This window comes from Kitasatospora sp. NPDC054795, assembly GCF_053611565.1.
In genome coordinates this window covers 46,731-69,692 of record NZ_JBSHAP010000028.1, presented here as the reverse complement: position 1 = coordinate 69,692, position 22,962 = coordinate 46,731, and the positions used below count along the sequence as shown (strand labels likewise).

The 22,962-nt window shown below is 70.4% G+C and carries 19 protein-coding genes and 4 pseudogenes; 17 read left to right on the top strand and 6 right to left on the bottom strand.

Features of this window, described 5'->3' with window-relative positions; genetic code table 11:
* Position 1: 1 nt before the first annotated feature.
* Entirely contained in the window at positions 2-991 is a 990-nt protein-coding gene (locus ACWGJO_RS13265) for an ATP-binding cassette domain-containing protein (RefSeq protein ID WP_452183517.1), read from the bottom strand.
* 311 nt (positions 992-1,302) lie between these two features.
* On the opposite strand from ACWGJO_RS13265, the gene ACWGJO_RS13260 reads away from it, so the two are divergent.
* The 3 genes and pseudogenes from ACWGJO_RS13260 to ACWGJO_RS13250 all read left to right on the top strand — a co-directional run.
* Positions 1,303-2,898, top strand: a complete 1,596-nt coding sequence (locus tag ACWGJO_RS13260) for an FAD-binding oxidoreductase (RefSeq protein ID WP_452183516.1) — start codon at positions 1,303-1,305, stop codon at positions 2,896-2,898.
* 98 nt (positions 2,899-2,996) lie between these two features.
* A pseudogene (locus ACWGJO_RS13255) lies at positions 2,997-3,431 on the top strand (aromatase/cyclase); the annotation flags it as partial.
* A gap of 325 nt (positions 3,432-3,756) precedes the next feature.
* Positions 3,757-3,948: pseudogene (locus ACWGJO_RS13250) on the top strand (peptidyl-tRNA hydrolase); the annotation flags it as partial.
* A gap of 142 nt (positions 3,949-4,090) precedes the next feature.
* Here ACWGJO_RS13250 and ACWGJO_RS13245 read toward each other — a convergent pair.
* Positions 4,091-4,657 carry a TetR family transcriptional regulator gene (locus ACWGJO_RS13245; RefSeq protein ID WP_392871085.1) on the bottom strand — a complete coding sequence of 189 codons (567 nt, stop codon included), beginning with the start codon at positions 4,655-4,657 and terminating at the stop codon, positions 4,091-4,093.
* A 297-nt stretch (positions 4,658-4,954) separates the two neighbouring features.
* Positions 4,955-5,110: a hypothetical protein gene (locus ACWGJO_RS13240; RefSeq protein WP_452183515.1), complete on the bottom strand. Its 156-nt coding sequence runs from the start codon at positions 5,108-5,110 to the stop codon at positions 4,955-4,957.
* Between the two features lie 434 nt (positions 5,111-5,544).
* Between ACWGJO_RS13240 and ACWGJO_RS13235 the strand changes: the two genes are divergently transcribed.
* Together ACWGJO_RS13235 and ACWGJO_RS13230 are read left to right on the top strand one after the other, a co-directional pair.
* Positions 5,545-5,961 carry a PPOX class F420-dependent oxidoreductase gene (locus ACWGJO_RS13235; protein ID WP_392913357.1) on the top strand — a complete coding sequence of 139 codons (417 nt, stop codon included), beginning with the start codon at positions 5,545-5,547 and terminating at the stop codon, positions 5,959-5,961.
* Between the two features lie 138 nt (positions 5,962-6,099).
* Positions 6,100-7,602 carry an MFS transporter gene (locus tag ACWGJO_RS13230; protein WP_392871093.1) on the top strand — a complete coding sequence of 501 codons (1,503 nt, stop codon included), beginning with the start codon at positions 6,100-6,102 and terminating at the stop codon, positions 7,600-7,602.
* 284 nt (positions 7,603-7,886) lie between these two features.
* Here ACWGJO_RS13230 and ACWGJO_RS13225 read toward each other — a convergent pair.
* A pseudogene (locus ACWGJO_RS13225) lies at positions 7,887-8,540 on the bottom strand (DUF4331 family protein); the annotation flags it as partial.
* A gap of 406 nt (positions 8,541-8,946) precedes the next feature.
* Between ACWGJO_RS13225 and ACWGJO_RS13220 the strand changes: the two are divergent.
* The 11 genes from ACWGJO_RS13220 to ACWGJO_RS13170 all read left to right on the top strand — a co-directional run bounded on the left by ACWGJO_RS13220 (position 8,947) and on the right by ACWGJO_RS13170 (position 21,368).
* Positions 8,947-9,078, top strand: coding sequence for a hypothetical protein (locus tag ACWGJO_RS13220; RefSeq protein WP_452183514.1), 132 nt, complete (start codon positions 8,947-8,949; stop codon positions 9,076-9,078).
* A 449-nt stretch (positions 9,079-9,527) separates the two neighbouring features.
* A complete protein-coding gene (locus ACWGJO_RS13215) occupies positions 9,528-10,604 on the top strand; it encodes a terpene synthase family protein (protein ID WP_380454473.1) in 1,077 nt (358 codons plus the stop codon).
* Positions 10,605-10,667: 63 nt separating this feature from the next.
* On the top strand, positions 10,668-12,059 hold the full coding sequence (locus ACWGJO_RS13210) for a cytochrome P450 (RefSeq protein ID WP_452183513.1): 1,392 nt from the start codon (positions 10,668-10,670) through the stop codon (positions 12,057-12,059).
* Between the two features lie 272 nt (positions 12,060-12,331).
* Positions 12,332-13,408 (top strand): polyprenyl synthetase family protein, encoded by a 1,077-nt coding sequence (locus ACWGJO_RS13205; protein WP_452183512.1) that lies wholly within the window; start codon positions 12,332-12,334, stop codon positions 13,406-13,408.
* Positions 13,409-13,725: 317 nt separating this feature from the next.
* Positions 13,726-14,757, top strand: a complete 1,032-nt coding sequence (mvk, locus tag ACWGJO_RS13200) for a mevalonate kinase (protein ID WP_452183511.1) — start codon at positions 13,726-13,728, stop codon at positions 14,755-14,757.
* Positions 14,750-15,802 (top strand): diphosphomevalonate decarboxylase, encoded by a 1,053-nt coding sequence (gene mvaD, locus ACWGJO_RS13195; RefSeq protein WP_452183510.1) that lies wholly within the window; start codon positions 14,750-14,752, stop codon positions 15,800-15,802. The genes mvk and mvaD overlap by 8 nt, the downstream gene beginning before the upstream one ends.
* Positions 15,799-16,926 (top strand): phosphomevalonate kinase, encoded by a 1,128-nt coding sequence (locus tag ACWGJO_RS13190; RefSeq protein WP_452183509.1) that lies wholly within the window; start codon positions 15,799-15,801, stop codon positions 16,924-16,926. The genes mvaD and ACWGJO_RS13190 overlap by 4 nt, the downstream gene beginning before the upstream one ends.
* Positions 16,923-18,014, top strand: coding sequence for a type 2 isopentenyl-diphosphate Delta-isomerase (gene fni / locus ACWGJO_RS13185; RefSeq protein WP_452183508.1), 1,092 nt, complete (start codon positions 16,923-16,925; stop codon positions 18,012-18,014). Before ACWGJO_RS13190 ends, fni begins: the two co-directional genes overlap by 4 nt.
* Positions 18,011-19,072, top strand: a complete 1,062-nt coding sequence (locus tag ACWGJO_RS13180) for a hydroxymethylglutaryl-CoA reductase (protein ID WP_452183507.1) — start codon at positions 18,011-18,013, stop codon at positions 19,070-19,072. The genes fni and ACWGJO_RS13180 overlap by 4 nt, the downstream gene beginning before the upstream one ends.
* 2 nt (positions 19,073-19,074) lie before the next feature.
* A complete protein-coding gene (locus ACWGJO_RS13175; protein ID WP_452183506.1) occupies positions 19,075-20,250 on the top strand; it encodes a hydroxymethylglutaryl-CoA synthase in 1,176 nt (391 codons plus the stop codon).
* A 137-nt stretch (positions 20,251-20,387) separates the two neighbouring features.
* The gene (locus ACWGJO_RS13170) at positions 20,388-21,368 is read left to right on the top strand and encodes a 3-oxoacyl-ACP synthase III family protein (RefSeq protein ID WP_224279292.1); all 981 of its coding nucleotides are present in this window, start codon (positions 20,388-20,390) and stop codon (positions 21,366-21,368) included.
* 111 nt (positions 21,369-21,479) lie between these two features.
* Here ACWGJO_RS13170 and ACWGJO_RS13165 read toward each other — a convergent pair.
* Together ACWGJO_RS13165 and ACWGJO_RS13160 are read right to left on the bottom strand one after the other, a co-directional pair.
* A pseudogene (locus ACWGJO_RS13165) lies at positions 21,480-21,785 on the bottom strand (NF041680 family putative transposase); the annotation flags it as partial.
* An 18-nt stretch (positions 21,786-21,803) separates the two neighbouring features.
* On the bottom strand, positions 21,804-22,001 hold the full coding sequence (locus ACWGJO_RS13160) for a hypothetical protein (RefSeq protein ID WP_452183532.1): 198 nt from the start codon (positions 21,999-22,001) through the stop codon (positions 21,804-21,806).
* 708 nt (positions 22,002-22,709) lie between these two features.
* Here ACWGJO_RS13160 and ACWGJO_RS13155 point away from each other — a divergent pair.
* Positions 22,710-22,958, top strand: a complete 249-nt coding sequence (locus tag ACWGJO_RS13155) for a hypothetical protein (RefSeq protein ID WP_452183505.1) — start codon at positions 22,710-22,712, stop codon at positions 22,956-22,958.
* Positions 22,959-22,962 lie beyond the last annotated feature (4 nt).

Here is a 22,962-nt window from a genome sequence, read left to right as displayed (position 1 = left end):
GTCAGGCTCCCTGGTGAGGGGTGGTCGGGATGCCGGCGTCGGCGCTCTCCCGGAGGGTGCGGCCGGTCAGGGTGAGGAAGACGTCGTCGAGCGTGGGACGAGCCAGCCGGGTGCTGTGCACCTGGATCCCGGCCGCGTCGAGGTCGCGCAGCAGCTCCGGCAGCCGGACGTCGCCGTCGGAGGTCCGGACCCGCACCTCCCGGTCCTCGACGGTCACCTCCCGAACGGCCCGCAGGGTACGGGCCCGGGTGGTGGCCGGGCCGGTGTCGGCGGGGTCGGCGGTCGTGAAGGTGATGAGGTCACCGGCGAGTTCGGCCTTGAGGCGCTCCGGGGAGTCGTCGGCGATCACTCGGCCGTGGTCGACGACCAGCACCCGCCCGGCCCACAGGTCGGCCTCCTCCAGGTAGTGGGTGGTGAAGACGATGGTGGTGCCGAGGTCCTTGTGCAGGCGCAGTACGTGCTCCCAGATGTTGGCGCGGCTGTGCGGGTCGAGCCCGGTGGAGGGCTCGTCGAGGAAGAGCAGGTCCGGTTCGTGGACCAGGGCCATGGCGATGTCGAGCCGGCGGCGCTGGCCCCCGGAGAGGGTGCCGACCGTCCGCCGGGCCAGCCCTTCCAGTTCGAGGGCGTCCAGCAGGCGTTCGGCCCGGGCGTGCGACTCGGCGCGGCTCAGGCCGTAGGCGCGGCCCTGGGTGACGAGTTCGTCCATGACCTGGAAGCCGGTGCCGGCGCTGTTGCCCTGGCCGAGGTAGCCGATCCGGCGGCGCACCCCGGCCGGGTCGGCCACCACGTCGTGCCCGGCGACGGTGGCGGTGCCCGCGGTCGGCGGGAGCAGGGTGGTCAGCATCCGCAGACTGGTGGTCTTCCCGGCGCCGTTCGGGCCGAGGAAGGCCACCACGGAGCCGGCCTCGATGTCGAGGTCGAGACCGCGGACGGCTTCGACGGTCTCGCCCTTGGCGCGGAAACTTCGGGTGAGTCCGCGGGTGTGGATCATGAGGTCTCCCGTACGGGGGGCGTGGAGGGCGGAGCGGAGAGTGGAGCGGAGGTCCCGGCTGCCGGGGGCCGATCGGAGCGGCCCCGGCCGGGCGGAGGAGAAGCCAGCTGCTCCGGGCTCTTGACTTCTGAGAGCTTAGAAGCGTCAATAACGTCACTGTCAGGGCTGCTGACAGTCTTCTTCCCGCCCTCGGAACCCCGTTCGAGCGCGCCGCGTACCAGTGACCCTCCACCGGCCCGCCAGCGACGGACCCCAGGCTGATCGCCGACGGACGATCGGCCGCAGGCCGCACGGGAAGGTCGGTGAACCCCATGGCAGGACTCACGCGCAGACGGTTGATGGAGCTCTCGACGACGGCCGGGGGAGCCGCGCTGCTCGGTGTCCCGGCCGCCGCCGCTCCGGCGGCCGGAGCGCCTGCCCCCCTGGGGCCGGTGGTCCTCGGCCCGGACGACCCCCGCTACACCGAACTCACCACCCGCGGGCACAACGGCCGCTTCACCGGCTCCCCGGACGTGGTGCACCTGGTCGGCTCGCCCGGCCAGGTGGTCGCCGCGGTCGAGCAGGCCGCCCGGGACCGCAAGCGGATCGCGGTCCGCAGCGGCGGCCACTGCTTCGAGGGCTTCGTCGACGACCCCGCCGTCCGGGTCCTGATCGACGTCTCCGAGATGACGGACGTCTCCCACGACCCGGAGCGGCAGCTCTTCGCCGTCGCGGCCGGCGCCACCCTCGGGCGGGTCTACCGCACGCTCTACCTGGGCTGGGGCGTGACCCTGCCGGGCGGCAGCTGCCCCGGCGTCGGGGTGGGCGGCCACGTCGCGGGCGGCGGCTACGGGGCACTGTCCCGCCGGTACGGGCTGGTCGTCGACCACCTGTACGGTGTCGAGGTCGTCGTCGTGGACCGGTCCGGCCGGGCCCGCCTGGTCACCGCCACCCGGGACTCCACCGGGCCCGGGCGCGAGCTGTGGTGGGCCCACACCGGCGGCGGAGGAGGCAACTTCGGGGCCGTCACCCGCTACCTGTTCCGGTCACCGGCCGCCGCCGACGCGCCGGGCGACCTGCTGCCGAAGCCGCCGACCGCCGTACGCTCGGTGTCCCTCGGCTGGCAGTGGCAGGACCTGAGCCAGGAGGCGTTCGCCCGGGTGCTGCGCGCCCACGGGGACTGGCACCAACGGCACGCCGGTACGGACACACCCTACGCCGACCTGTCGAGCGGCCTCACCCTCGGCCACCGCGCCGCCGGGCGGGTCTCGGTGGACGCCGCCCTCGACTCCTCCCGCCCCCGCGCCCGGGAACTCCTGGACGCCTTCGCCGCCGAACTGACCGCCGCGGCCGGCGTCCCGCACACGGCGACCACCGCCGAGACGCCGTGGCTGAAGTCGGTGCTGGGCGTGGTGCAGTGGCCGGGCGGCGCCCGGTTCAAGTCCAAGTCCACCCTGCTGCGCAAACCCTGGTCCGACCGGCAGATCGCGGTCCTGCACGACCACCTGAACCGTGGCGGCGAGGAGTTCGCCACCGCCGGCGTCTACCTCACCTTCCTCGGCGGACGGATCAACACCGTGCCCCAGGACGCCACCGCCCTGCCCCACCGGGACAGCCTGTTCAGCGTCGTCCACGAGACCCTGTGGGGCGAGCCGGAGCAGACCGAACGCCACCTGGCCTGGGTGCGCGGCCTCTACCGGGAGCTGCACGCCGACACCGGCGGCGTCCCGGTGCCGAACGAGGCCAACGGCTGCGCCTACGTCAACTACCCGGACACGGACCTCGCCGACCCCGGCTGGAACACCTCGGGCGTGCCGTGGAGCGCCCTCTACTACCGGGACAACCACCGGCGGCTGCAACGGGTCAAGGAACGCTGGGACCCGCTGGACCTGTTCCACCACGACCTGGGCGTCCGGCCGGCCGGCTGACGGACGGCGGTGAGCCCAGCCCAGCGGTTCTCGAGTCACCGACCAGGGCCGGCCCCGACCCTGGCTCCGCTGACCGACAGCGGAGCCGGAGGAGAACCATGTCACGTCCCGGAACCCACCACACCGAACACTCGATCACCGTGTCCGCGTCCCCGCGGCGCGTCTACGACCTGATCGCTGACGTCGGCCGCTGGCCGGAGACCTTCCCGCCCACCGTGCACGTCGAACACGTCGAACGGGGCGACACCGAGGAACGCATCCGGATCTGGGCCACCGCCAACGGCGAGGTGAAGACCTGGACCTCGCGGCGGCTGCCGGACCCCGGCCGGCTCAGCGTCCGCTTCCGGCAGGAGGTCTCTCAGCCCCCGGTGTCCGCCATGGGCGGGGAGTGGATCGTCGAGCCGCTCACCGACACCGAGACCCGGGTGCGTCTGCTGCACGACTTCCGGGCCGTCGACGACGACGCCGAGAACGTCGCCTGGATCCAGCGGGCGGTCGACCACAACAGCGGCGCCGAACTCGCTGCCCTGCGCACCGCCGTCGAGCGCGAGGAGGCCGGGGCCGGCCTGGTGCTCACCTTCGAGGACACCGTCGCCTTCGACGGCGACGTCAAGGCCGCCTTCGCCTTCGTCGACGAGGCGCACCGCTGGCCCGAGCGACTGCCGCACGTGGCCCGCACGGAGCTGACGGAGGATCGACCCAACCTCCAGGTCCTGGAGATGGACACCCGGACGCCGGACGGCTCCACCCACACCACCCGGTCCGTCCGGATCCTTTTCCCGCACGACCGGATCGTCTACAAGCAGCTGCGCACCTATCAGGTCATGTCCGGCAACCTTCCGCACCTCGGGGGAACCTCAGCTGGACGGGGCGCGGCGCAAGGCGTGGGCCGAGAGCGGCTTCGCCCTCGCCGTCCGCACGGCGACCCCGCAGGCGTGGGCGGAGCTGGTGGCGAGCGGACTGCCCCTGGTCCAGGACGCGGGCTTCACGGAGATCGCCCCGGGCAGTTCCACGGTGGTGGCGGACCACCCGGCGCTGCGGCGCCCGTGAACGCACCGCCCTGACGCCGGCACGGCAACGTAGCGGGTCAGGTGCGCGCATCCCGACCCATCCCCGCCGCGTGACCCGGCTACCCGGCGAACGTGTGCGGTCACCGCGGTACGTGGCGGAGGCGAGTGATGCACGCCGCCCCTCACAGGAGGCGCCGCACGGCCTCCATGATCGCGTTCCGGCAGTCCTCCGGGTCCGACGTCAGGACAGTCGTCGCCGGCATGCTCGCGGCATTCGTCGGGCTCCAGGCCGAGGCGATGGCCAGGACGAGGGTGAGAAGTGTGGCCGGGGTGAAGCCCGGTGTGCCCACTCCGCCCTTCCGAACCGCTTCCAAGGAGGCGAGCTTGTCGTCGTGGGTCTGCTTGGCGACGGCAGGGTCCCGTTCCACGGCAGTGCCGCGTTCCAGCCGGTGCCACGTCGCCAGGCGGAGCACCTCGGGGTGCTTCTGGTAGAAGTCGAACAGCCGCCCGGCGTAGCCCGGCAGGTCGTCAGGTGTGAAGGGCACCATGTCGAGGCCGCGCCCGAGGTGTGCGTCGAAGACGGCGTCGAAGAGCCCGTCCTTGTTGCAGAAGTAGACGTAGATGAGGTTCTTGTTCGCCGAGGCGACCTTGGCGATCCGGTCGACGCGGGCTCCCGCGATCCCGTACGCCGCGAACTCCTGGGTCGCTGCGTGGAGGATGCGCGCCTTCGTGGCCTCGGCTCGGGACATGGGAGTCATGCTAACAGCGCGCCTACTGGGTCTTGCCGGGGCGTAGGACCCGTTGCCGTTGCCCTCGCCAGGTGAGCGCGTTCGCCGCTGGAACCACGGTGGATTCGTTTGAGACATGAGGCGATTCGTTCGGGAGCCCCGTCGGTGGTCTTGCTCCGGGTGAACCGGTGAGGGGGAGAAGTGCCTCGCCGGAACGGTGAGTTGCCACCGCCCGGCGATGACCGGCCCGACGGTCGGCGCGATGCGCAGACCCACGGCGAGGCAGGCCGGGGGACCGCGGCGACGTGCTCCTCGCGATCAGGGACCGGTACGCAGCGTGTGCCGGCACCGCAGTCCGAAGGCGTCGATCACTGCCTCGGAGGCGAGCAGCATGACGGTGCACCACAGGGTGACACCGGCCATCAGCCAGTCGATCAGCCGCCACCGGGGCAGGCCCAGCGCCGTGCCAAGCATGGCCGATCCCCGGGTGCCGAAGAGCGCAGGCCCGATGATGCCGAAGCCGATCACGCCGTACCGGTTCACCAGGCGCCGGGCCCGTCGGCCGGTGGGGCCGTCAAGGCGGTTCCGGCGGTTGCGGCGGTTCTCGGGCGGCGGCCCGGCGGTGACGGGCCGCCGCTTCGAGTGCCAGAGCAGCCAGCGGGTACGCAGCCACCCGGCCGCGAAGACGGCGGACAGCAGGCATCCGGCCGCGCCGAGGGGTACGGCGACGAGCGCGACGGGCGGGGGGGAGGGGGATCGAGAGGCCGAAGGGTACGGCCGGGGTGCCCAGGGCGAATCCGGCGAGCACGGCCAAGGCGAAGTTCAGCACGCAGCACTCCTCATCTCGGGGGCGGGCGCCACGTCGGTTCGCGGCGACAGTGGATTAACTAACCAGTTATGCTATCGCGGTGACCACCTCGCCATCCGCCTCAGCATCCTTGCCGGGCAGTTCGGTTGAACGACTGGCGGCATCCAGGTACGTACTTCTCACGACGTTCCGCCGGGATGGGCGGGCCGTGCCCACTCCGGTGTGGGTGATGGGGGACGGGGACTGCCTGGCCGTGTGGAGCGCGGCCGACGCAGGCAAGGTCAAACGGATCCGCAACAGCGGCCGGGTGACCGTCGCTCCCTGCAACTGGCGGGGAGTCCCGAAGGGGGAATCCGTGCCCGGTGTCGCCGAGTTGCCCGCCGACCGGGACACCGTCCACTACCTCGACCTGATGAAGCGCAAGTACGGCCTCGTCGCGCGGGTCGGCTTGCTGGGCAGCCGACTGAAGGGGTCCGGGTACCGCGCGGTGGGCATCCGGATCCGACTCGCGGAGTGACCCTCGCGGACCTCCGTCGCATCCGGCCATCGCTCTTTGCCTGCAGTCGTGTTGACGGGCCGTCGGATCTCAGGCAGCCTTGCCTCGGAATGTTAACCATCCAGTTAGTCAACTTATTTCGAACGGAGTGGCACCGCCATGTCGGCATCCACCACTGAGCTCACCAGCATCCCGCCCGAATCAGGACCCCCGTCCCCACGGTCCTCGCTGCGGTGGTGGGCGCTGGCCGTGATCGGCCTGGCCCAGTTGATGATCATGCTGGACGCCACCATCGTGAACATCGCGCTGCCGTCCGCCCAGGCCGACCTGGGCTTCTCCGACAACGACAGGCAGTGGGTCGTCACCGCCTACGCACTCACCTTCGGCAGCTTGCTGCTGATCGGCGGGCGTGTCGCCGATCTCTTCGGCCGCAAGCAGGCCTTTCTCGCGGGTGTCATCGGATTCGCCGCCGCCTCGGCGCTCGGCGGAGCCGCCGGTAGCTTCGAACTCCTGGTGCTGGCCAGGGCGATCCAGGGCATCTCGGGTGCCCTGCTGGCCCCGGCGGCCCTCTCCCTGCTGACGACCATCTTCACCGACGTCAAGGAGCGGGGCCGGGCCTTCGCGATCTTCGGTGCCATCGCGGGCGCCGGCGGCGCGCTCGGCAACCTGCTCGGCGGCCTGCTGACCGAGTACCTCAACTGGCGTTGGACTCTCTACATCAACCTGGCGTTCGCGGCGGTGGCGCTCCTGGGCGGTCTGCTGCTGATCGAGCGTCAGTCGCGGGCGGAGCAGCGCCCCAAGCTCGACGTCCCCGGTGCGGTACTCGTCACCCTGGGGCTCTTCGGCCTGGTCTACGGGTTCTCCAACGCCGAGTCGCGCGGGTGGAGTTCTCCCGCCAGCTGGGGTCTGCTGGTCGGAGGCCTCGCCCTGATCGCCCTCTTCGCGTACTGGCAGTCGACGACGGCCGGGCCGCTGCTGCCCCTGCGCATCCTCCTCGACAGGGATCGAGGCGCCTCCCAGATCGCCATTCTGGTCGCCACCGGAGGCATGTACGCGGTCGCGTTGTTCCTCGCCTACTACATGCAGCAGACGCTCAAGTACACCCCGGTCGAGGCGGGGCTCGCCTTCCTGCCCATCCCCGCCGCACTGGTCGTTGCCTCCGCCCTGGCCGTGGGGGTCCTGATGCCCCGGGTGGGGCCGAAGATCGTGATTCCCCTCGGGATGGCGCTGCTGGGCGTGGGCATGGTCTGGTTCACCCGCCTGGATCTGGACAGCACCTACACGGGAGGCATTCTGCCGCCGCTGCTCGTCCTGGGCCTCGGTCTCGGCCTGGTCTACGCGCCGGCGATCGACCTGGCCACCTACCGGGTTCACGAGGATGACGCCGGGGTGGCCTCCGCGGCGGTCAACACCTCGCAGCAGATCGGTGGTTCGTTGGGGATCGCCGTTCTCAACACGCTCGCGGCGACCGCCGCGGGCAGCTATCTCAGCAGCCGGCAGGCCACGCCCGAGGTGATCGCCGGGGCGGCGTTGCACGGCTACTCCACCGCGTACTGGTGGGCGGCCGGCCTCGCAGCCGTCGGGCTCGTCGTGACCTTCGCGCTGTACCGTCCCGGTGTTCGGGAGAAGTCCCCCGACGCGGTGAAGGCCGTCGCCATGTGACACCTGCTCCACGAAGTCCCTCCATCCTTGAATCGCAAGCAGCCCCCGGGGCCGTGCCGCGCCCCTCGGGGGCCGGTCGCCGCCCCGGGGGCTGCTTGGTCGGGCCGCCCTTGAGCGACTGATGGCGGAAGCCGAGTACGGCACCCGCAGTCATCCCCGGGCTCCGGGGGCGGCACGGCACGAAGCCGCCTCGGCCCGACGCCCGGCAGGACGGTGCGTAGGGCCTGTTCGGCGGCCTGCGGGTCGTAGTCCCCGAAGTGCTGGAGGACGGCGGACCAGGGTTCGCGGTAGGTGTCCCAGTCGTCGGCGGGCTCGCCGGCGTTGTAGGCGTCCTTGACCTCTTCCGCGTTGAAGTACGCGGTCAGGGAGGGGTGGGCGCCGCGGTCCACGGACGTCAGCTGCCCGTTCTGGCGCAGGCTGACCCGGCCCCAGACGCCGATCTCGGGGTGTGTGCCGAGTTCGGCGTTCGGCACTTCCAGGACGATGGCGAAGACGTTCTTGTCGGCGCCCCAGTCCACGCCGGTCCACTGGAACTTGGCGACGATGCGGTCGAGGTCGGCGAAGAACGGGTCGCTGCGGAACCCGGCGTAGAACGTGTACGGCCCGGAGTGCGCCGCGGTGGTCTCGGCGCCGAAGTTCACCGGCACGTCGATGAAGAGCTCCTGGCCGAGGGCCTCGTGGGAGCGGGCCTGCTTGCCCGTGGCCCGCAGGACGGTGACGCTCTGGCGGCCGTCCTCAGGCGGGGAGAAGACGAAGCTGTACGCCACGTCGGAGCGGTGGTCGCCGTCGGTGTCGACGTTGACGCGGTAGACGGCGTCCGGGTGGAACGCCTGGCCGCCGGTGGGGGCGACCGGGTTGACGTTCAGGATCAGCACGGTCCGGTCGCCGGGCACGGTGAAGGCGAACAGGTCCGTCATGTCGAGGCGGGCGTCGTCCAGGGGGGCGGAGGTTGGGGCCGCTGAGGTGATGAGACATGCCCACCAGCATGGGCAGCCCTGCCCCTTCGTGCCCGGCTGGCGGGCTCTTCGTGCCGCGGATTCACACCGATGCCGCCCCGCCGCATCCGTCGGGCCGTGCCGGTGGAGCGGGTCACCGACCGGGCTCCCCGCCGCCGATGCTGACGGCCGCGCCTTGTTGCCGGCCCGTTGTCCATCGATTGTCTGCCGGGACGCTGGGCTCAGGTGCTGCCCGGGGTGCCGCGGCCGTGTTGACCAGGGCGTTGACTGTATGCCGACGAGGTCATTGATCGTTTGTCTACCAGTATCCCTGACCGTATATCAGGTCCGGTCACGGACTCGGCGGCTTCCGGACGGGGCCGCCGGCGGACGACTCAGGAGGACTCGCATGTCCCGTATTCCCCTTCGCGTCCGCGCCGCGGCCGTCGCGGCCCTGGTGACGGCCGTCGCGCTGCCCCTCGCGGGCACGGCCACCGCCTCGGCGGCGGTTCCCGCCGGTGTCCAGAGCGCGCAAAGCTAGATCCTGGGCGCCGACTCGCCCACGACCTGGGCCGAGAAGAACGGCGGCTACATCCAGATCAACTGGACCCCGCCGAACAACGTCGGCAAGTACGACTGGATCGGCCTCTACAAGCGGGACCCGAACGCCATCGGCATCGACAGCTACGAGACCTGGCAGTGGGCCTCAACCACGGCACCTCGTAGCTGACCAGCGTTCCGGCGGTCAGCGGCGACTACTGGACGGCCTACATCTCCTACGACTACGCCTCCGGCCAGTACCGCATCATCGAGTCCCACCGCGCCCACATCGACTGAGCCGGTGGCCCTGTCGACGAAGGCGGCGGCGCTGGCCCTCGCCCTGCTGGGTGCGCTGCCCGCCCAGGGCGCCGCGGCGGCCGCTTCCCCCGTACCACTCCAGCATTACTGTGACATTCCTGCCGCCCAGTCCTGCCCGAAGGGATTTTTGGCATGACAACCGTGCGCCGCACACTTGGCGTTCCGCCATTTTTCTGCCCTTTGCCCGACGCCGTGTACGACAAGCCGGAGGAAATAGATGCCGGCGCCGTCGCCTGGATGTTCCGGCAAGGGTTCCGCAAGGAGGGTGACTGGCTGCCGCGCATGAATGCGGGTTCGTACACCGCACACTGCATGCCGTACGTCCTCGACCGGTGCGCCGAGATCATCACCTATGTCATGTACTGGGGCGGCGCTTGGGACGACGACCTCGACGTGATCCCGGGGCTGGACCAGCCCGCACCGCTGACGGTCCACGTCAGCCGTCTCAAGCACATCCTCGCCTCGCCCAAGTCCGTCGTGCCGCCCGGAGACGCGTACCTCTCCTCCTTCCAGGACTTCTGGAACCACATCTCCACCGTGTCGACCCCGGGCCAGCTCGAGCACCTGCGCCAGGGTTTCTGCAGCTACTTCGACGGCGTGCTGTGGAAATGTGCGAACCAGAGCCTCGGTGAACTCCCCGAACTGGGCGACTACCTGATCATGCGTGGCAACGATGTGGCCGGCCCCTGGCTGACCGCACTCACTCCGATCGGCGGCGGCTACGAACTGACCGCAGCCGAACGCCTCGATCCCCGGGTGCGCGCCGCCTCCGAAGCCGTATCCGTCATCGTCGGTCTCGACAACGACCTGATCTCCATTCACCGGGAGAATCTCCAGGGCTTGTTCGACCAGAACGCCATCAGCATTATGGTGCGCGACCGGCAATGCACGCCCGAGGAAGCGGTCGCCGAGGTCCGCGCGCTGCGCGACCGAATCATGTCCCTTTATCTGAATCTGCGTGACCAGGTCTCCGCGACCGCCCGCCCGGAACTGCGGCGATACGTCCACGAGATCGGCTACTGGATTCGCGGGCACATCATCTGGGCGGACTTCACCACCCGTTACTGCGCGCCTGTCGACCCGGAGACCGGCGAAGAACAGGACTTCGGTGGCTACGGCCTGGTCTGGGCCGACGAGCCGGCTGACGCCAACCCTGCGCCCCTGCCGATTCCACAGATCGCCTGGTGGTGGGACCAGTTGGAGAAGTGACAGCGGCGACGCAAAGTCCGACAGGTCCACAAGTTCGCCACTAACCGCATGGAGGTTTGTTCCGTGACAAGCCAGGAAACCCGCAGCTACACGAAGGGCAGCGCACCGAATGCCCTGCCCGTGCTCGGGCACGCGAATCAGCTGCGCAGCGACCCGCTCACCTTCCTCCGATCACTGCCCGAGCAGGGCGATCTCGTGAAGATCATGGTGGGGCCGACCCCCATGTACATCGCGTGCCACCCTGATCTGGTCCACGAGATGCTGACCGACAAGGTCAAGGACTTCGTCAAGGGCGGTCCCGTGATGGACCGCGTGCGCACGGTCCTCGGAGACGGGCTGGTCACGGTCGACGGCCTCGTCCATCGCAAGCAGCGACGCCTGATCCAGCCGTCCTTCCACCCTGCGCGCATCGCCGAGTACGTCGGCATCATGCAGAAGCAGGCAGCCGTGTCGGCTCATGAATGGCCGGAAGGCAAGAACGTCGACCTCCTGATGCAGATGGGCAACCTCAGTGCCGACGTGGCGCTGAGCTGCCTCTTCTCCGAGCCCGGTGAGGGCGAGGTGCGCCGGGGCGGTCACCACGGTCTCCCGACGGCCCTGAACACCGTGATCGACGGCATGTTCTTCCGCATGCTCAACCCGCTGCCGGCGCTGTCCTTCCTGCCCACTCCCGGCAACCAGCGCTACAAGCGGGCGGAGGCGCAGCTGCACCAGGTGGTGAACGAGACCATCGACCGCTACCGCCGCTCGGGCGACGGCGGCGGTCTGTTGCGCACGATGATGACGGAGGTCGACGAGGAGGGGCACCGCTTCACCGACCAGGAGCTGCACGACCAGTCCATCACCCTGCTCCTCGGAGGCGCGGAGACCACCGCCGTCCTGATGTCGTGGATCTTCCACCTGCTGCACGAGAACCCGCAGGTCGCCGCCAAGTTGCACGCGGAGCTCGACGAGGTGCTGGCCGGCCGCCCGGTGACGGCCGAGGACCTGAAGAAGCTGCCGTACACCCGCAACGTCGTCGCCGAGGGTCTGCGCCTCTACCCGCCGGCCTGGCTGCTCAGCCGTCGTGCCGCCGTCGACACCACGCTCGGCGGGCTGCCCGTGCCGGCCGGCACCGAGCTGTCGTACAGCCCCTTCCTGCTGAACCGGGACGCCCGCTACTTTGACGCCCCCGACAGCTTCGAGCCGGACCGGTGGCTCACCATGTCGACCACTCCGCGCAAGGGCGCCTACCTGCCCTTCGGCGCCGGGAACCGCAAGTGCATCGGTGACGCGTTCGCCCTCACCGAGGCCCAGGTCATCGTGGCCACCGTGGCCCAGTACTGGAAGCTGGACCGCGCCCCGGGCACCCGCCCCACGCGCGCCCTCGTGCGGATGAGCCTGCGTCCCGACCAGCTCACGGTGGTGCCGACCCGTCGGCAGCCGGCACGCGAGCCGCAGTCCGCCGCGAGCTGAACCCGTTCCGTTCGACCGACAGGGGCCCGGCGGGTGCCGCACCGGGCCCACCCCTGCCCGGCATGCCCTCCACCATGTGAACCCGCATCTACGGAGGGCATGCCATCCGACGCGGCCCGAACACCCACCGCTCGCCCGCACCTGCGGTGCGGCCCGGCGACTGCCGGGACCCTCCTTCGCCCGGCCGGAAAGTGATGCCTCTCGGCGCTTTCCCTCCCATGCCACGTCCTCGCGGACGCGGCCACATGATCTTGACGAACAGGAGTAACGACATGAACCCGCCCACCAGCCTTCGCGAGCCGGGAGCCGACGCCCTGGACTCGGTTCATCTGCGCGGCCTGATCGACGAGCGATTGAACGCCTTCCTCGACGCCAACTGCGACACGCAACCCCACCTGGTCTCGCTCATCGAGCACCTGCGTGGCTTCCTGACCGCCGGCGGCAAGCGCATCCGGCCGCTCTTGTGCATGGTGGGCTGGCACGCGGCGGGCGGATACGGCGACACGGGGCCCGTCATCGGCGCGGCGGCCTCACTCGAACTCTTCCACGCCTTCACCCTCATCCACGACGACGTGATGGACGCCTCCGACACCCGGCGTGGCCGTCCGACCCTCCATCGGACGCTGGAGACGGGTGCGGACGCCACGACCGCCGAGCGGTTCGGCACCAATAGCGCGATCCTGGTCGGCGACCTGGTCATGGTGTGGTCGGACGAGCTGCTGCACTCCAGCGGCATCGACCACGAGCGACTGGTCGCCGTCCGACCGCTGCTGGACGCCATGCGCACCGAGGTGATGATCGGTCAGTACCTGGACCTGCTGGCCACCGGGAAGCCCAACGAGGACGTCGAACGGTCGCTGGCCGTGATCCGCTACAAGACGGCGAAGTACACCGTGGAGCGGCCGCTGCACATCGGCGCGGTCCTTGCCGGAGCGGACCAGGCCCTGCTGGACGTCTTCACCGCCTACGCCCTTCCGATCGGCGAGGCCTTCCAATTGCGCGACGACCTCCTCGGCGTTTTCGGCGACCCGTCCAAGACCGGCAAGTCGGTCCTGGACGACCTGCGGGAGGGCAAGGCGACCGCTCTGATGGCACACGCCCTCCACGCCGCCGGCGCCGAGCAGGCGCGGGTGCTGAGGTCCCTGGTCGGCGACCCGGACCTGGACGAGGCAGGTGCCGAGACGGTTCGCGGGATCCTGCGGGCCACGGGCGCCGCCGACAAGGTAGAGCAGATGATCACCGATCGTGTGCAGCGTGCCCGGCGGGTCCTGGACGAGACCCCGTTCCCGGACGAGGTCAGGAAGACCCTCGAAACCTTCGTCACCACCACGACACTCCGGACCACCTGAGCACCACGTCGGCGCGGGTCGCCACAGTCCCGGCGCCGCCACACACGTCGCTGGCCTCGCGAGCCCACCCCGTCCGGAACCCGCTGCCGGGGGCGACCGGGGGAGAACCGGCCCGGCACCCGCCAGGGACGCGGTTCCGCGAGCACGCACCGTCGGATGCGGCTCGACGCCCTGGCCCGCCCTGCGCGATGACATCGCTCGCGCCGGCGGCCGCGACCGCCGGCCACGGTGGTCCGGGGGTGGCCCGGGCATGACGCGGCGCGCGGTCGAACGGGCTTACTTCATTCCTTCCTAGAAATCTGGATGACGCGATCTCAATGGAATTTCGACAAGGGGAGCTGAGCACGTCGACTCCACCGGCCTCGGCGGCAGGGACAGCGGACAGCCGACGTGCTCGCTCGGTCGGCACCGGCCACGCCCATGCCAAGGCCATTTTGCTGGGGGAGCACGCGGTCGTCTACGGAGCCCCGGCGCTCGCCCTGCCCGTTCCGCAGCTGTCGATCACCGCCAGCGCCGGGTTCTCCACCCGCGGTGAAGAACCGGCAGGTGTGTCCTTCACGATGACCGGATCCGCCTGGAAGGAGGTCGGAACGCAGGCATCCGAGGGGCTGCGTCGGCTGACCACCGACTTCAGGGCATCCACGGGCATCGACGACGGCCGGCATCTCGATGTGATCATCGACGGTTCGATCCCGCTCGGCAGGGGGCTCGGCTCCAGCGCGGCCTGCGCCCGTGCCGTCGTCCTCGCCCTGGCCGACCTCTGCGGCCGCGAGGTCTCGCAGCGGACGGTGTTCGACCTGGTGCAGACCGCCGAGAACGTGGTGCACGGCAAGGCCAGCGGCGTCGACGCCATCACCGTCGGCGCGAGCGCGCCGTTGCGGTTCCACGCGGGCGAGGCCCGCACGCTGCTGGTGGGCTGCGACGCGCTGTTTGTCATCGCGGACAGCGGCACCGTCGGCAGCACCAAGGAAGCGGTCGACAAGCTGCGGGAGAAGTTCCGACTCCACGCCGGAGCACAGGAGCGGTTCGTCCGCCGGGCGTCGGAACTGACCCGCGAAGCCGTGACCACCCTCGCCGCCGGCCGGCCGGAGGAGCTCGGCTTCCTGCTGACGGAGTACCACGGAATGCTCCGCGAGGCCGGGCTGAGCACTGACCGGATCGAGGGGATGGTGAGTGCCGCGCTCGCCGCAGGAAGCCTCGGTGCCAAGATCACCGGGGGTGGACTGGGCGGCTGCGTCCTCGCTCTGACCCAGCCCGAGCAGGCGAGAGAGGTCACCCGGCGGCTGCACGAAGCGGGGGCCGTGCAGACGTGGATCGTCCCACTGAGGAGGCTCGTCACGCATGTCTGAGCAACAGATCACTGTGTGCCGCCCGCAGGACCGGCAGGGCGCGAACGGGGTCACCGCCGTCGCGCACCCGAACATCGCGCTGATCAAGTACTGGGGGAAGCGCGACGAGCGCCTCTTCCTGCCGTGGACCAGCAGTCTGTCGATGACTCTTGACATCTTCCCCACGACCACCCGGGTCCACCTCGACGCCGAGGCTTCGGACGACGAAGTGACCTTCAACGGCGTACCCGCGGCGGGCGAGGAGCGGCGGCGCATCGCCGGGTTCCTCGACCTGGTGCGCCGGCGGGCCGGGCTCACGCACCGGGCCGTCGTCGACACCCGCAACACCGTACCCACCGGGGCGGGCCTGGCGTCCTCCGCCAGCGGCTTCGCCGCGCTCGCCGTCGCCGCCGCCGCCGCGTACGGACTGGACCTCGGCGGCACCGGTCTCTCCCGCCTGGCCCGCCGCGGTTCCGGCTCGGCCTCGCGGTCGATCTTCGGCGGCTTCGCCGTCTGGAACGCCGGCAACCCCACGGCGCCGCCCGCGGAGGCCGACCTCAGCTCCTACGCCGAGCCGGTACGGACGGGCGACCTCGACCCCGCACTGGTCATCGCGGTGGTCAACGCTGGCCCCAAGGAGGTGTCCAGCCGCGCGGCGATGCGCCGCACCGTCGAGACCTCGCCCCTGTTCGAGCCTTGGGCCGCGTCGAGCCGGGACGACTTGACCGAGATGAGGGCGGCGCTCCTGCGCGGCGACCTCGACGCGGTGGGTGAGATCGCTGAGCGCAACTCTCTCGGCATGCACGCGACCATGCTGGGCGCGCGCCCTGCGGTGCGCTACCTCGCGCCCGCCTCGCTCACCGTCCTCGACAGCGTGCTGGGGCTGCGGCGCGACGGCATACCGGCCTACGCGACCATGGACGCCGGACCGAACGTCAAGGTGCTCTGCCGTCGTACGGACGCCGACCGGGTCGCCAAGGCCGTGCGCGACGCTGCCGCGGGCGGCACCGTGCACATCGCCGGGCCCGGACAGGGCGCCCGCCTGGTGGACGCGGGCGGACGATGACCTCCGGGCGAACGGTCGTCCGCAGTGCGCCCGGCAAGCTGTTCGTCACGGGCGAGTACGCGGTGGTGGAGCCCGGTACCCCGGCCATCGTGGTGGCCGTGGACCGGGAGATCACCGCCACGGTGACCCTCTCCGAAACGGCCGACATCGTGATCTCCTCCGATCTCGTCCCCCGGGCGGTGAACTGGCGATGGCTCGACGGCCGGCTCCACGCTCCCGGCACGGAGAACGGGGAAGCCGACGGACACGGCGCGCGGGGCGCACTGACGCACGTGGTGGCAGCGGTCGAGACCGTGGGACGACTGCTGGCCGAACGCGGCCTGCCCATGCCCGGGCTGGACCTCTCGATCGGAAGCCGGCTGCATGACAACGGCCGCAAGTACGGCCTGGGGTCGAGCGGCGCGGTGACCGTGGCCACGATCGACGCCATCACGTCCCTGTGCGGACTGGACCTCTCACCCGACGCCCGGTACCGCCTGGCCGTGATCTCCTTGGTCGGGATCGACCCCGTGGGCTCCGGCGGTGACCTCGCCGCCAGTACCTGGGGCGGCTGGATCGCGTACCAGGCACCCGACCGGGCCTTCGTGCTCGACCTCACCCGCCGGCACGGCGTCGAGGAGGCGTTGCGCACGCCCTGGCCGGGCCACTCGGTCCGGAGGCTTCCGGCCCCGCGCGGCCTCGCCCTCGAAGTCGGCTGGACCGGCAACCCGGCCTCCACCGCCTCGCTCGTGTCCGGTCTGCACCGCCGGATCTGGCGCGGCACCGCGTCGCACCGCGCGTTCGTGGAGACCTCCACCGACTTCGTACGCGCCTCGATCACCGCTCTCGAGGCCGGCGACGACCAAAGCCTGCTGTACCAGATCCGCCGTGCCCGGCGGGAGTTGGCCCGCCTCGACGACGAAGTCGGGCTCGGCATCTTCACACCCGAGCTGACGGCCCTGTGCACGGTCGCCGAAACCGTCGGCGGTGCCGCCAAGCCGTCGGGCGCGGGCGGCGGCGACTGCGGCATCGCGTTGCTCGATGCCGAGGCCATGCACGACATCTCACATGTACGGCAGCGGTGGGCCGCGGCCGGGGTGCTGCCCCTGCCAGTCCGGCCCGCCCCGGAAGGGACTGAGAAATGAGCGCTCAGCGCAAGGACGACCACGTCCGGCTCGCCATCGAGCAGCAGGACACCCGCAGCGGGATCAACCAGTTCGACGAGGTGTCCTTCGTCCACCACGCCCTGGCCGGCATCGACCGGCCGCAGGTGTCCCTGGACACGACCTTCGCCGGGATCTCCTGGCAGGTGCCGCTCTACATCAACGCGATGACCGGCGGGACCGCCAAGACCGGCGTCATCAACCGGGGTCTGGCGATAGCGGCCCGCGAGACCGGGGTACCCATCGCGTCGGGCTCGGTGCACGCCTACTTGAAGGACCCGACGTGCGCCGACACCTTCCGCGTCCTGCGCCAGGAGAACCCCCACGGTTTTGTCATAGCAAATGTCAACGCGACGGCATCGGTCGACGACACCCGGCGTGCCCTCGATCTGCTGGAGGCCGACGCCCTGCAGATCCACGTCAACACGGCGCAGGAAACGGCCATGCCGGAAGGCGACCGGTCCTTCGGGTCCTGGGTCCCGCAGATCGAGAAGATCGCGGCGGCCGTTGACGTACCCGTGATCGTCAAGGAGGTCGGCAACGGCCTGAGCCGGGAAACCGTCCTGCTGCTGCGACAACTGGGGGTCCGCGCGGCGGACGTCGCCGGCCGGGGCGGCACCGACTTCGCCCGGATCGAGAACGGCCGGCGACCGCTCGGCGACTACGCGTTCCTCCACGACTGGGGCCAGTCCACCGCCGCCTGTCTCCTGGACGCTCAGAGCGCCGGCCTTCCCGTGCTCGCCTCCGGCGGCGTCCGCCATCCCCTCGACGTCGCCCGCGCCCTGGCCCTGGGCGCCTCCGGCGTCGGGGCCTCCGGAGTGTTCCTGCGCACCCTGCTCGACGGCGGTCCCGAGGCGCTGATCGAGCAGCTCACGAACTGGCTGGACCAGCTCGCGGCCCTCCAGACCATGCTCGGCGCGCGCACTCCCGCCGACCTCGCGAGCAACGACCTGATCATCCACGGCACCCTCCGTTCCTTCTGCGCCGACCGGGGCATCGACACGGGGCGACTCGCCCGGCGTTCCCGATCGGCCGACACCCTTCACAACGCGACAGGAAAAGCACAGTGACCGACACACACGCCATTGCCAGGGTCCCCATGAAGTGGGTCGGACCCCTTCGAGTCTCCGGGAACGTCGCCAACACCGAGACCCACGTTCCCCTCGCCACCTACGAGACACCGCTGTGGCCCTCCGTGGGCCGCGGCGCGAAGGTGTCCATGCTCACCGAACAGGGCATCGTCGCCACCCTCGTTGACGAGCGCATGACCCGCTCGGTGCTCGTCGAGGCGACCGACGCCCAGACCGCGTACACGGCCGCCCGCGCCATCGACGCGCAGATCGAGGAACTACGCGCCGTGGTCCGCAGCTGTAGCCGGTTCGCCGAGCTGCTCACCGTCCGGCACGAGATCGCGGGCAACCTGCTGTTCATCCGGTTCGAGTTCAGCACCGGCGACGCCTCCGGCCACAACATGGCCACGCTCGCCTCCGACAATCTGCTGACGCACCTGCTGCGGACCATTCCGGGAATCTCCTACGGATCGATCTCCGGGAACTACTGCACGGACAAGAAGGCGACCGCGATCAACGGCATCCTCGGCCGCGGGAAGAACGTGGTCACGGAACTGCTCGTCCCGCGCGACGTGGTGGAAGGCGTCCTGCACACCACTGCCGCCCGGATCGTCCAGCTGAACATCCGCAAGAACCTGCTCGGGACCCTGCTGGCCGGCGGCATCCGCTCGGCCAACGCCCACTACGCCAACATGCTGCTCGGCTTCTACCTGGCCACCGGCCAGGACGCGGCCAACATCGTCGAGGGCTCCCAGGGCGTCACCCTGGCCGAGGACCGCGACGGCGACCTCTACTTCTCCTGCAATCTGCCCAACCTGATCGTCGGCACCGTGGGCAACGGCAAGGGCCTGGAGTTCGTGGAGACGAACCTGACCCGCCTCGGCTGCCGCGTGGACCGCGCCCCTGGCGAGAACGCGCGCCGGCTCGCCGTCATCGCGGCGGCGACGGTCCTCTGTGGCGAGCTCTCGCTGCTCGCGGCGCAGACCAACCCGGGTGAACTCATGCGTGCACACGTCGAACTGGAGCGCGACAACAAGACAGCAAAGGTCGGTGCCTGAACATGTCCAACGCCGCTTCCTTCGGAATCCACGATCTGTCCTTCGCGACGACCGAGTACGTCCTGTCGCACGCGGCACTCGCCGAGTACAACGGCACGGAGATCGGCAAGTACCACATAGGCATCGGCCAGCGGTCGATGAGCGTGTGCGCCGCGGACGAGGACATCGTGACCCTGGGGGCCGCCGCCGCGGCCCCGATCATCGCCCGGCACGGTTCCGAACGGATCCGGACGGTGGTCTTCGCGACGGAATCCTCGATCGACCAGGCGAAGTCCGCCGGCATCTACGTGCATTCACTGCTCGGCCTGCAATCGGCCTGCCGCGTCGTCGAACTGAAGCAGGCCTGCTACGGAGCCACGGCCGCCCTGCAATTCGCCATCGGACTCGTACGACGCGACCCCGACCAGCAGGTCCTGGTGATCGCGAGCGACGTCTCCAAGTACGAACTGGACAGCCCCGGCGAGGCGACCCAGGGTGCCGCCGCGGTGGCGATGCTGGTCAGCGCCGACCCCGCCCTGGTCTGCATCGAGAACGCCTCGGGCCTGTTCACCGCCGACGTGATGGACTTCTGGCGGCCGAACTACCGCACCACCGCCCTCGTCGACGGGCAGGAATCCGTCGAAGCGTACCTGCAGGCGGTCGCAGGCAGCTGGAAGGACTACGGCGAGCAGGGCGGGCGCACACTCGACGAGTTCGCCGCGTTCTGCTACCACCAGCCGTTCACAAAGATGGCCTACAAGGCACACCGCCACCTGCTCAACCACGCGGGCCACAGCGCCGACCAGGCCGACATCGAGCACGCCATCGGGCAGACCGTGGCCTACAACACCTCCATCGGCAACAGCTACACCGCCTCGGTGTACCTCGCTCTCGCCGCGCTGCTCGACCAGGCGGACGACCTGACCGACCGGCCCATCGGCTTCCTCAGCTACGGTTCCGGCAGCGTCGCCGAGTTCTTCGCGGGCACGGCCGTCCCCGGCTACCGCGAACACCTGCGGACCGCAGCGAACCTCGCGGCGATAGCCAGGCGCAAGCCGGTCGACCACGCCCGCTACCGCGAGCTGCACGAGTGGTCCTTCCCGGCCGACGGAGGAGACCACCCCACCTCGCAGCAGACCACCGGGCCCTTCCGGCTGGCCGGCGTCAGCGGTCACAAGCGCATCTACCAGGCGCGCTAGAACACCTGCGATCCCGAACACCTGCGGTCCCATGCGTGCGGGGGCAGCCTCCGCGGCTGCTCCCGCACGCGCCCGCCACCGCCGCAGGCCAGTTCTAACACACCGTTCTCCATACCATTTGAGGGGAGGGCAGCCGTATGACCGACGTCAGGATTCTCGGTACGGGTGCCTATGTGCCGGAGCGAATCGTGTCCAATGACGAGGCCGCGGCGGCGGCGGGGGTCGACGACGCGTGGATCACCGACAGGACCGGCATCCGGGAACGGCGATGGGCTGCCGACGGCCAGGCCACCTCGGACCTGGCCACCGCCGCGGGGCGTGCCGCGCTGCGGTCGGCCGGCATCTCCGCCGAGGAGCTGTCCGTGATCGTGGTCGCCACGTCCACACCCGACCGGCCGCAACCGCCCACCGCCGCCTACGTCCAGCAGCGGCTCGGCGCGAGCGGCGCGGCCGCGTTCGACGTCAACGCGGTCTGCTCCGGCACGGTGTTCGCGCTCTCCGCGGCCGAGGGCGTACTCGCCCGCACCGGCGGCCATGCGCTGGTCATCGGTGCGGACCTGTACTCCCGCATCCTGAACCGGGCCGACCGCAGGACCGTGATCCTGTTCGGGGACGGCGCCGGAGCCGTGGTCCTGGGGGCGCCGGTCGACCACGGACCACGTGTCCGGCACCTCTCGCTGCACTCGTTCGGCGAACTGTCGGGGCTCATCGAGGTGCCCGCCGGCGGCAGCCGCATGCCGGTGGACCAGACGGTCCTCGACGCAGGGCTCCAGTACTTCGCGATGGACGGGCGAGGCGTGCGGAACTTCGTCGGTGACCACCTGCCGCAGCTGGTCAAGGGATTCCTGCACGAATGCGGTGTCGCGCCCGACGACATCGACCACTTCGTACCGCACCAAGCCAACGGCACCATGCTGGACAGCGTCTTCGCCGACCTGGCACTGCCTCGCGCGACCATGCACCGCACCCTGACGCACTACGCCAACACGGGAGCCGCCTCCATCCCGATCACCCTGGACGCGGCCGCCCGCGCCGGCGCCTTCACCCCCGGCGACCTGATCCTCCTGGCCGGCTTCGGCGGCGGCATGTCGGCGGGATTCGCGCTGGTCGAGTGGTGAGAAGGTCCGGGCCGGTGGGGAAAGCGCCGTAGCCGAGGAACGGGCCGGCGGCCCCCACCGGCTCGGCGCGGAACGCCGAGCCGGCCCGTGCCGCGGGCCTCAGCTTGATCTTTAACCTCGCGCGGCGAGGTGGGCCTGGAGCGTGGATTCGCGTTTAACGGTCTTGCCGACGTCGTGGCGGGGTGCCGGGTTGCGGTTCTTCGAACCCGGTGGCCGTCCGGGGCCGGGTCGGGAGGGTTTCGGCACGCGGGCCGGAGTGAGGAGCTTCGCGCGTAGGTTGCGGAACCCTCGGCGGACCCGGGCGGGGGTCAACTTGGCTGCTGCTGGCAGCGGGCGTTCCCACGGGCGGCGCAGGTCGGCGGCGAGCGGGCGGGCCAGGCGGAGCTGGGTGTGGGCGACGATGGCCAGCCAGGTCCACCCGGCCCTCCGGCGGCCCTACCTCAGCGGGCCGCGCTCGTCGACGCACACCGTCGGCGCCGACAGGAAGACGTCGGCGTCCACCGGGCCGTAGGCGATGTTGAAGGTGCCCATCCAGTACGACCGGTCCTGCATCCCCGTCACGCTGCTGAAGCGGTAGTTCAGCTGCCACCGCACCCACCGGCCCGGCGCGAGCGTGCCGAGGTTCTCCGCCAAAGCTGACGGTCGCCCAGCCGGTCCACCTCAGCCGGCCGTGCGCCAAGGACGGTTTGCAGCAAACGGAACAACCGCAGCGATCACCCGGATGTAGGGCAAGTGGCACCGGACTGGGACGCGTCCCGCGCCAGCCGCGCACGCCGAAGGCGGCCCCAGAGCGAACGAGCGGCTCGCCGCAGTCCGTGATCTACGCAGGGCGTGGGCGGCCCAACTCGAGCAAGGGCACGGCCGTGCTGGTCCTGTGCAGCGGAACCAGCAAGACGATCACGCGAGGCGGTGCCGCCTGCGCGGGCAGCGACGGCTTCGCGGGCACCTGGGGCACCGCCGGCCTGGGGGTCAAGGGGTTGGAAACTCCACTCGGAGGGTGCCTCGGGATTTCCTTTGCCGCTGGCGTAGTTGCTACCGAGGGGTAGTCCAGGTGTGTGGAGTGCCGCCCGTGGGGGCTGTCTCTTAGTTCTGTTGAACTAGCCGTTCCTGCACGTCAGTTGTTTAGGTCGAACTCTGCGGTGACGGGTGCGTGGTCGCTCCAGCGTTCGGCGTGGGAGCCGGCGCGTTCGACGTAGGCTTCAACACACCGTTCGGCGAGGCTCTTTTGACAAACAATTAGGTCTACTCGCCAGCGGATAGGCGCCTTTTCGAAAAAGGCCCACCCGTTCGAGTGCGAAGTGTTCGAGGGTGCCCGCTGGCCTGGGCGGTAGGGGGATGCCCATGGGCATCATGACGGTTTCGGCGCCGGTTCGGGTGGTGGTGGGTTCGCGTGTCTCGAACACGCACGGGGGCGAGGGCAAGGTCTCGCATCTGGTGCAGGCGGAGTCGGCGACGAGGCACGCGGTCTCGAAGGAGTGGGAGATCGTCGGGTCGTTCGAGGACCTGGACGTCTCCGCCGAGGTCACGCCGTGGAAGCGTCCGGACCTGGGCCCGTGGCTCTGCCCTTGCCGAAAACGTCATCCGCTCTGATCAG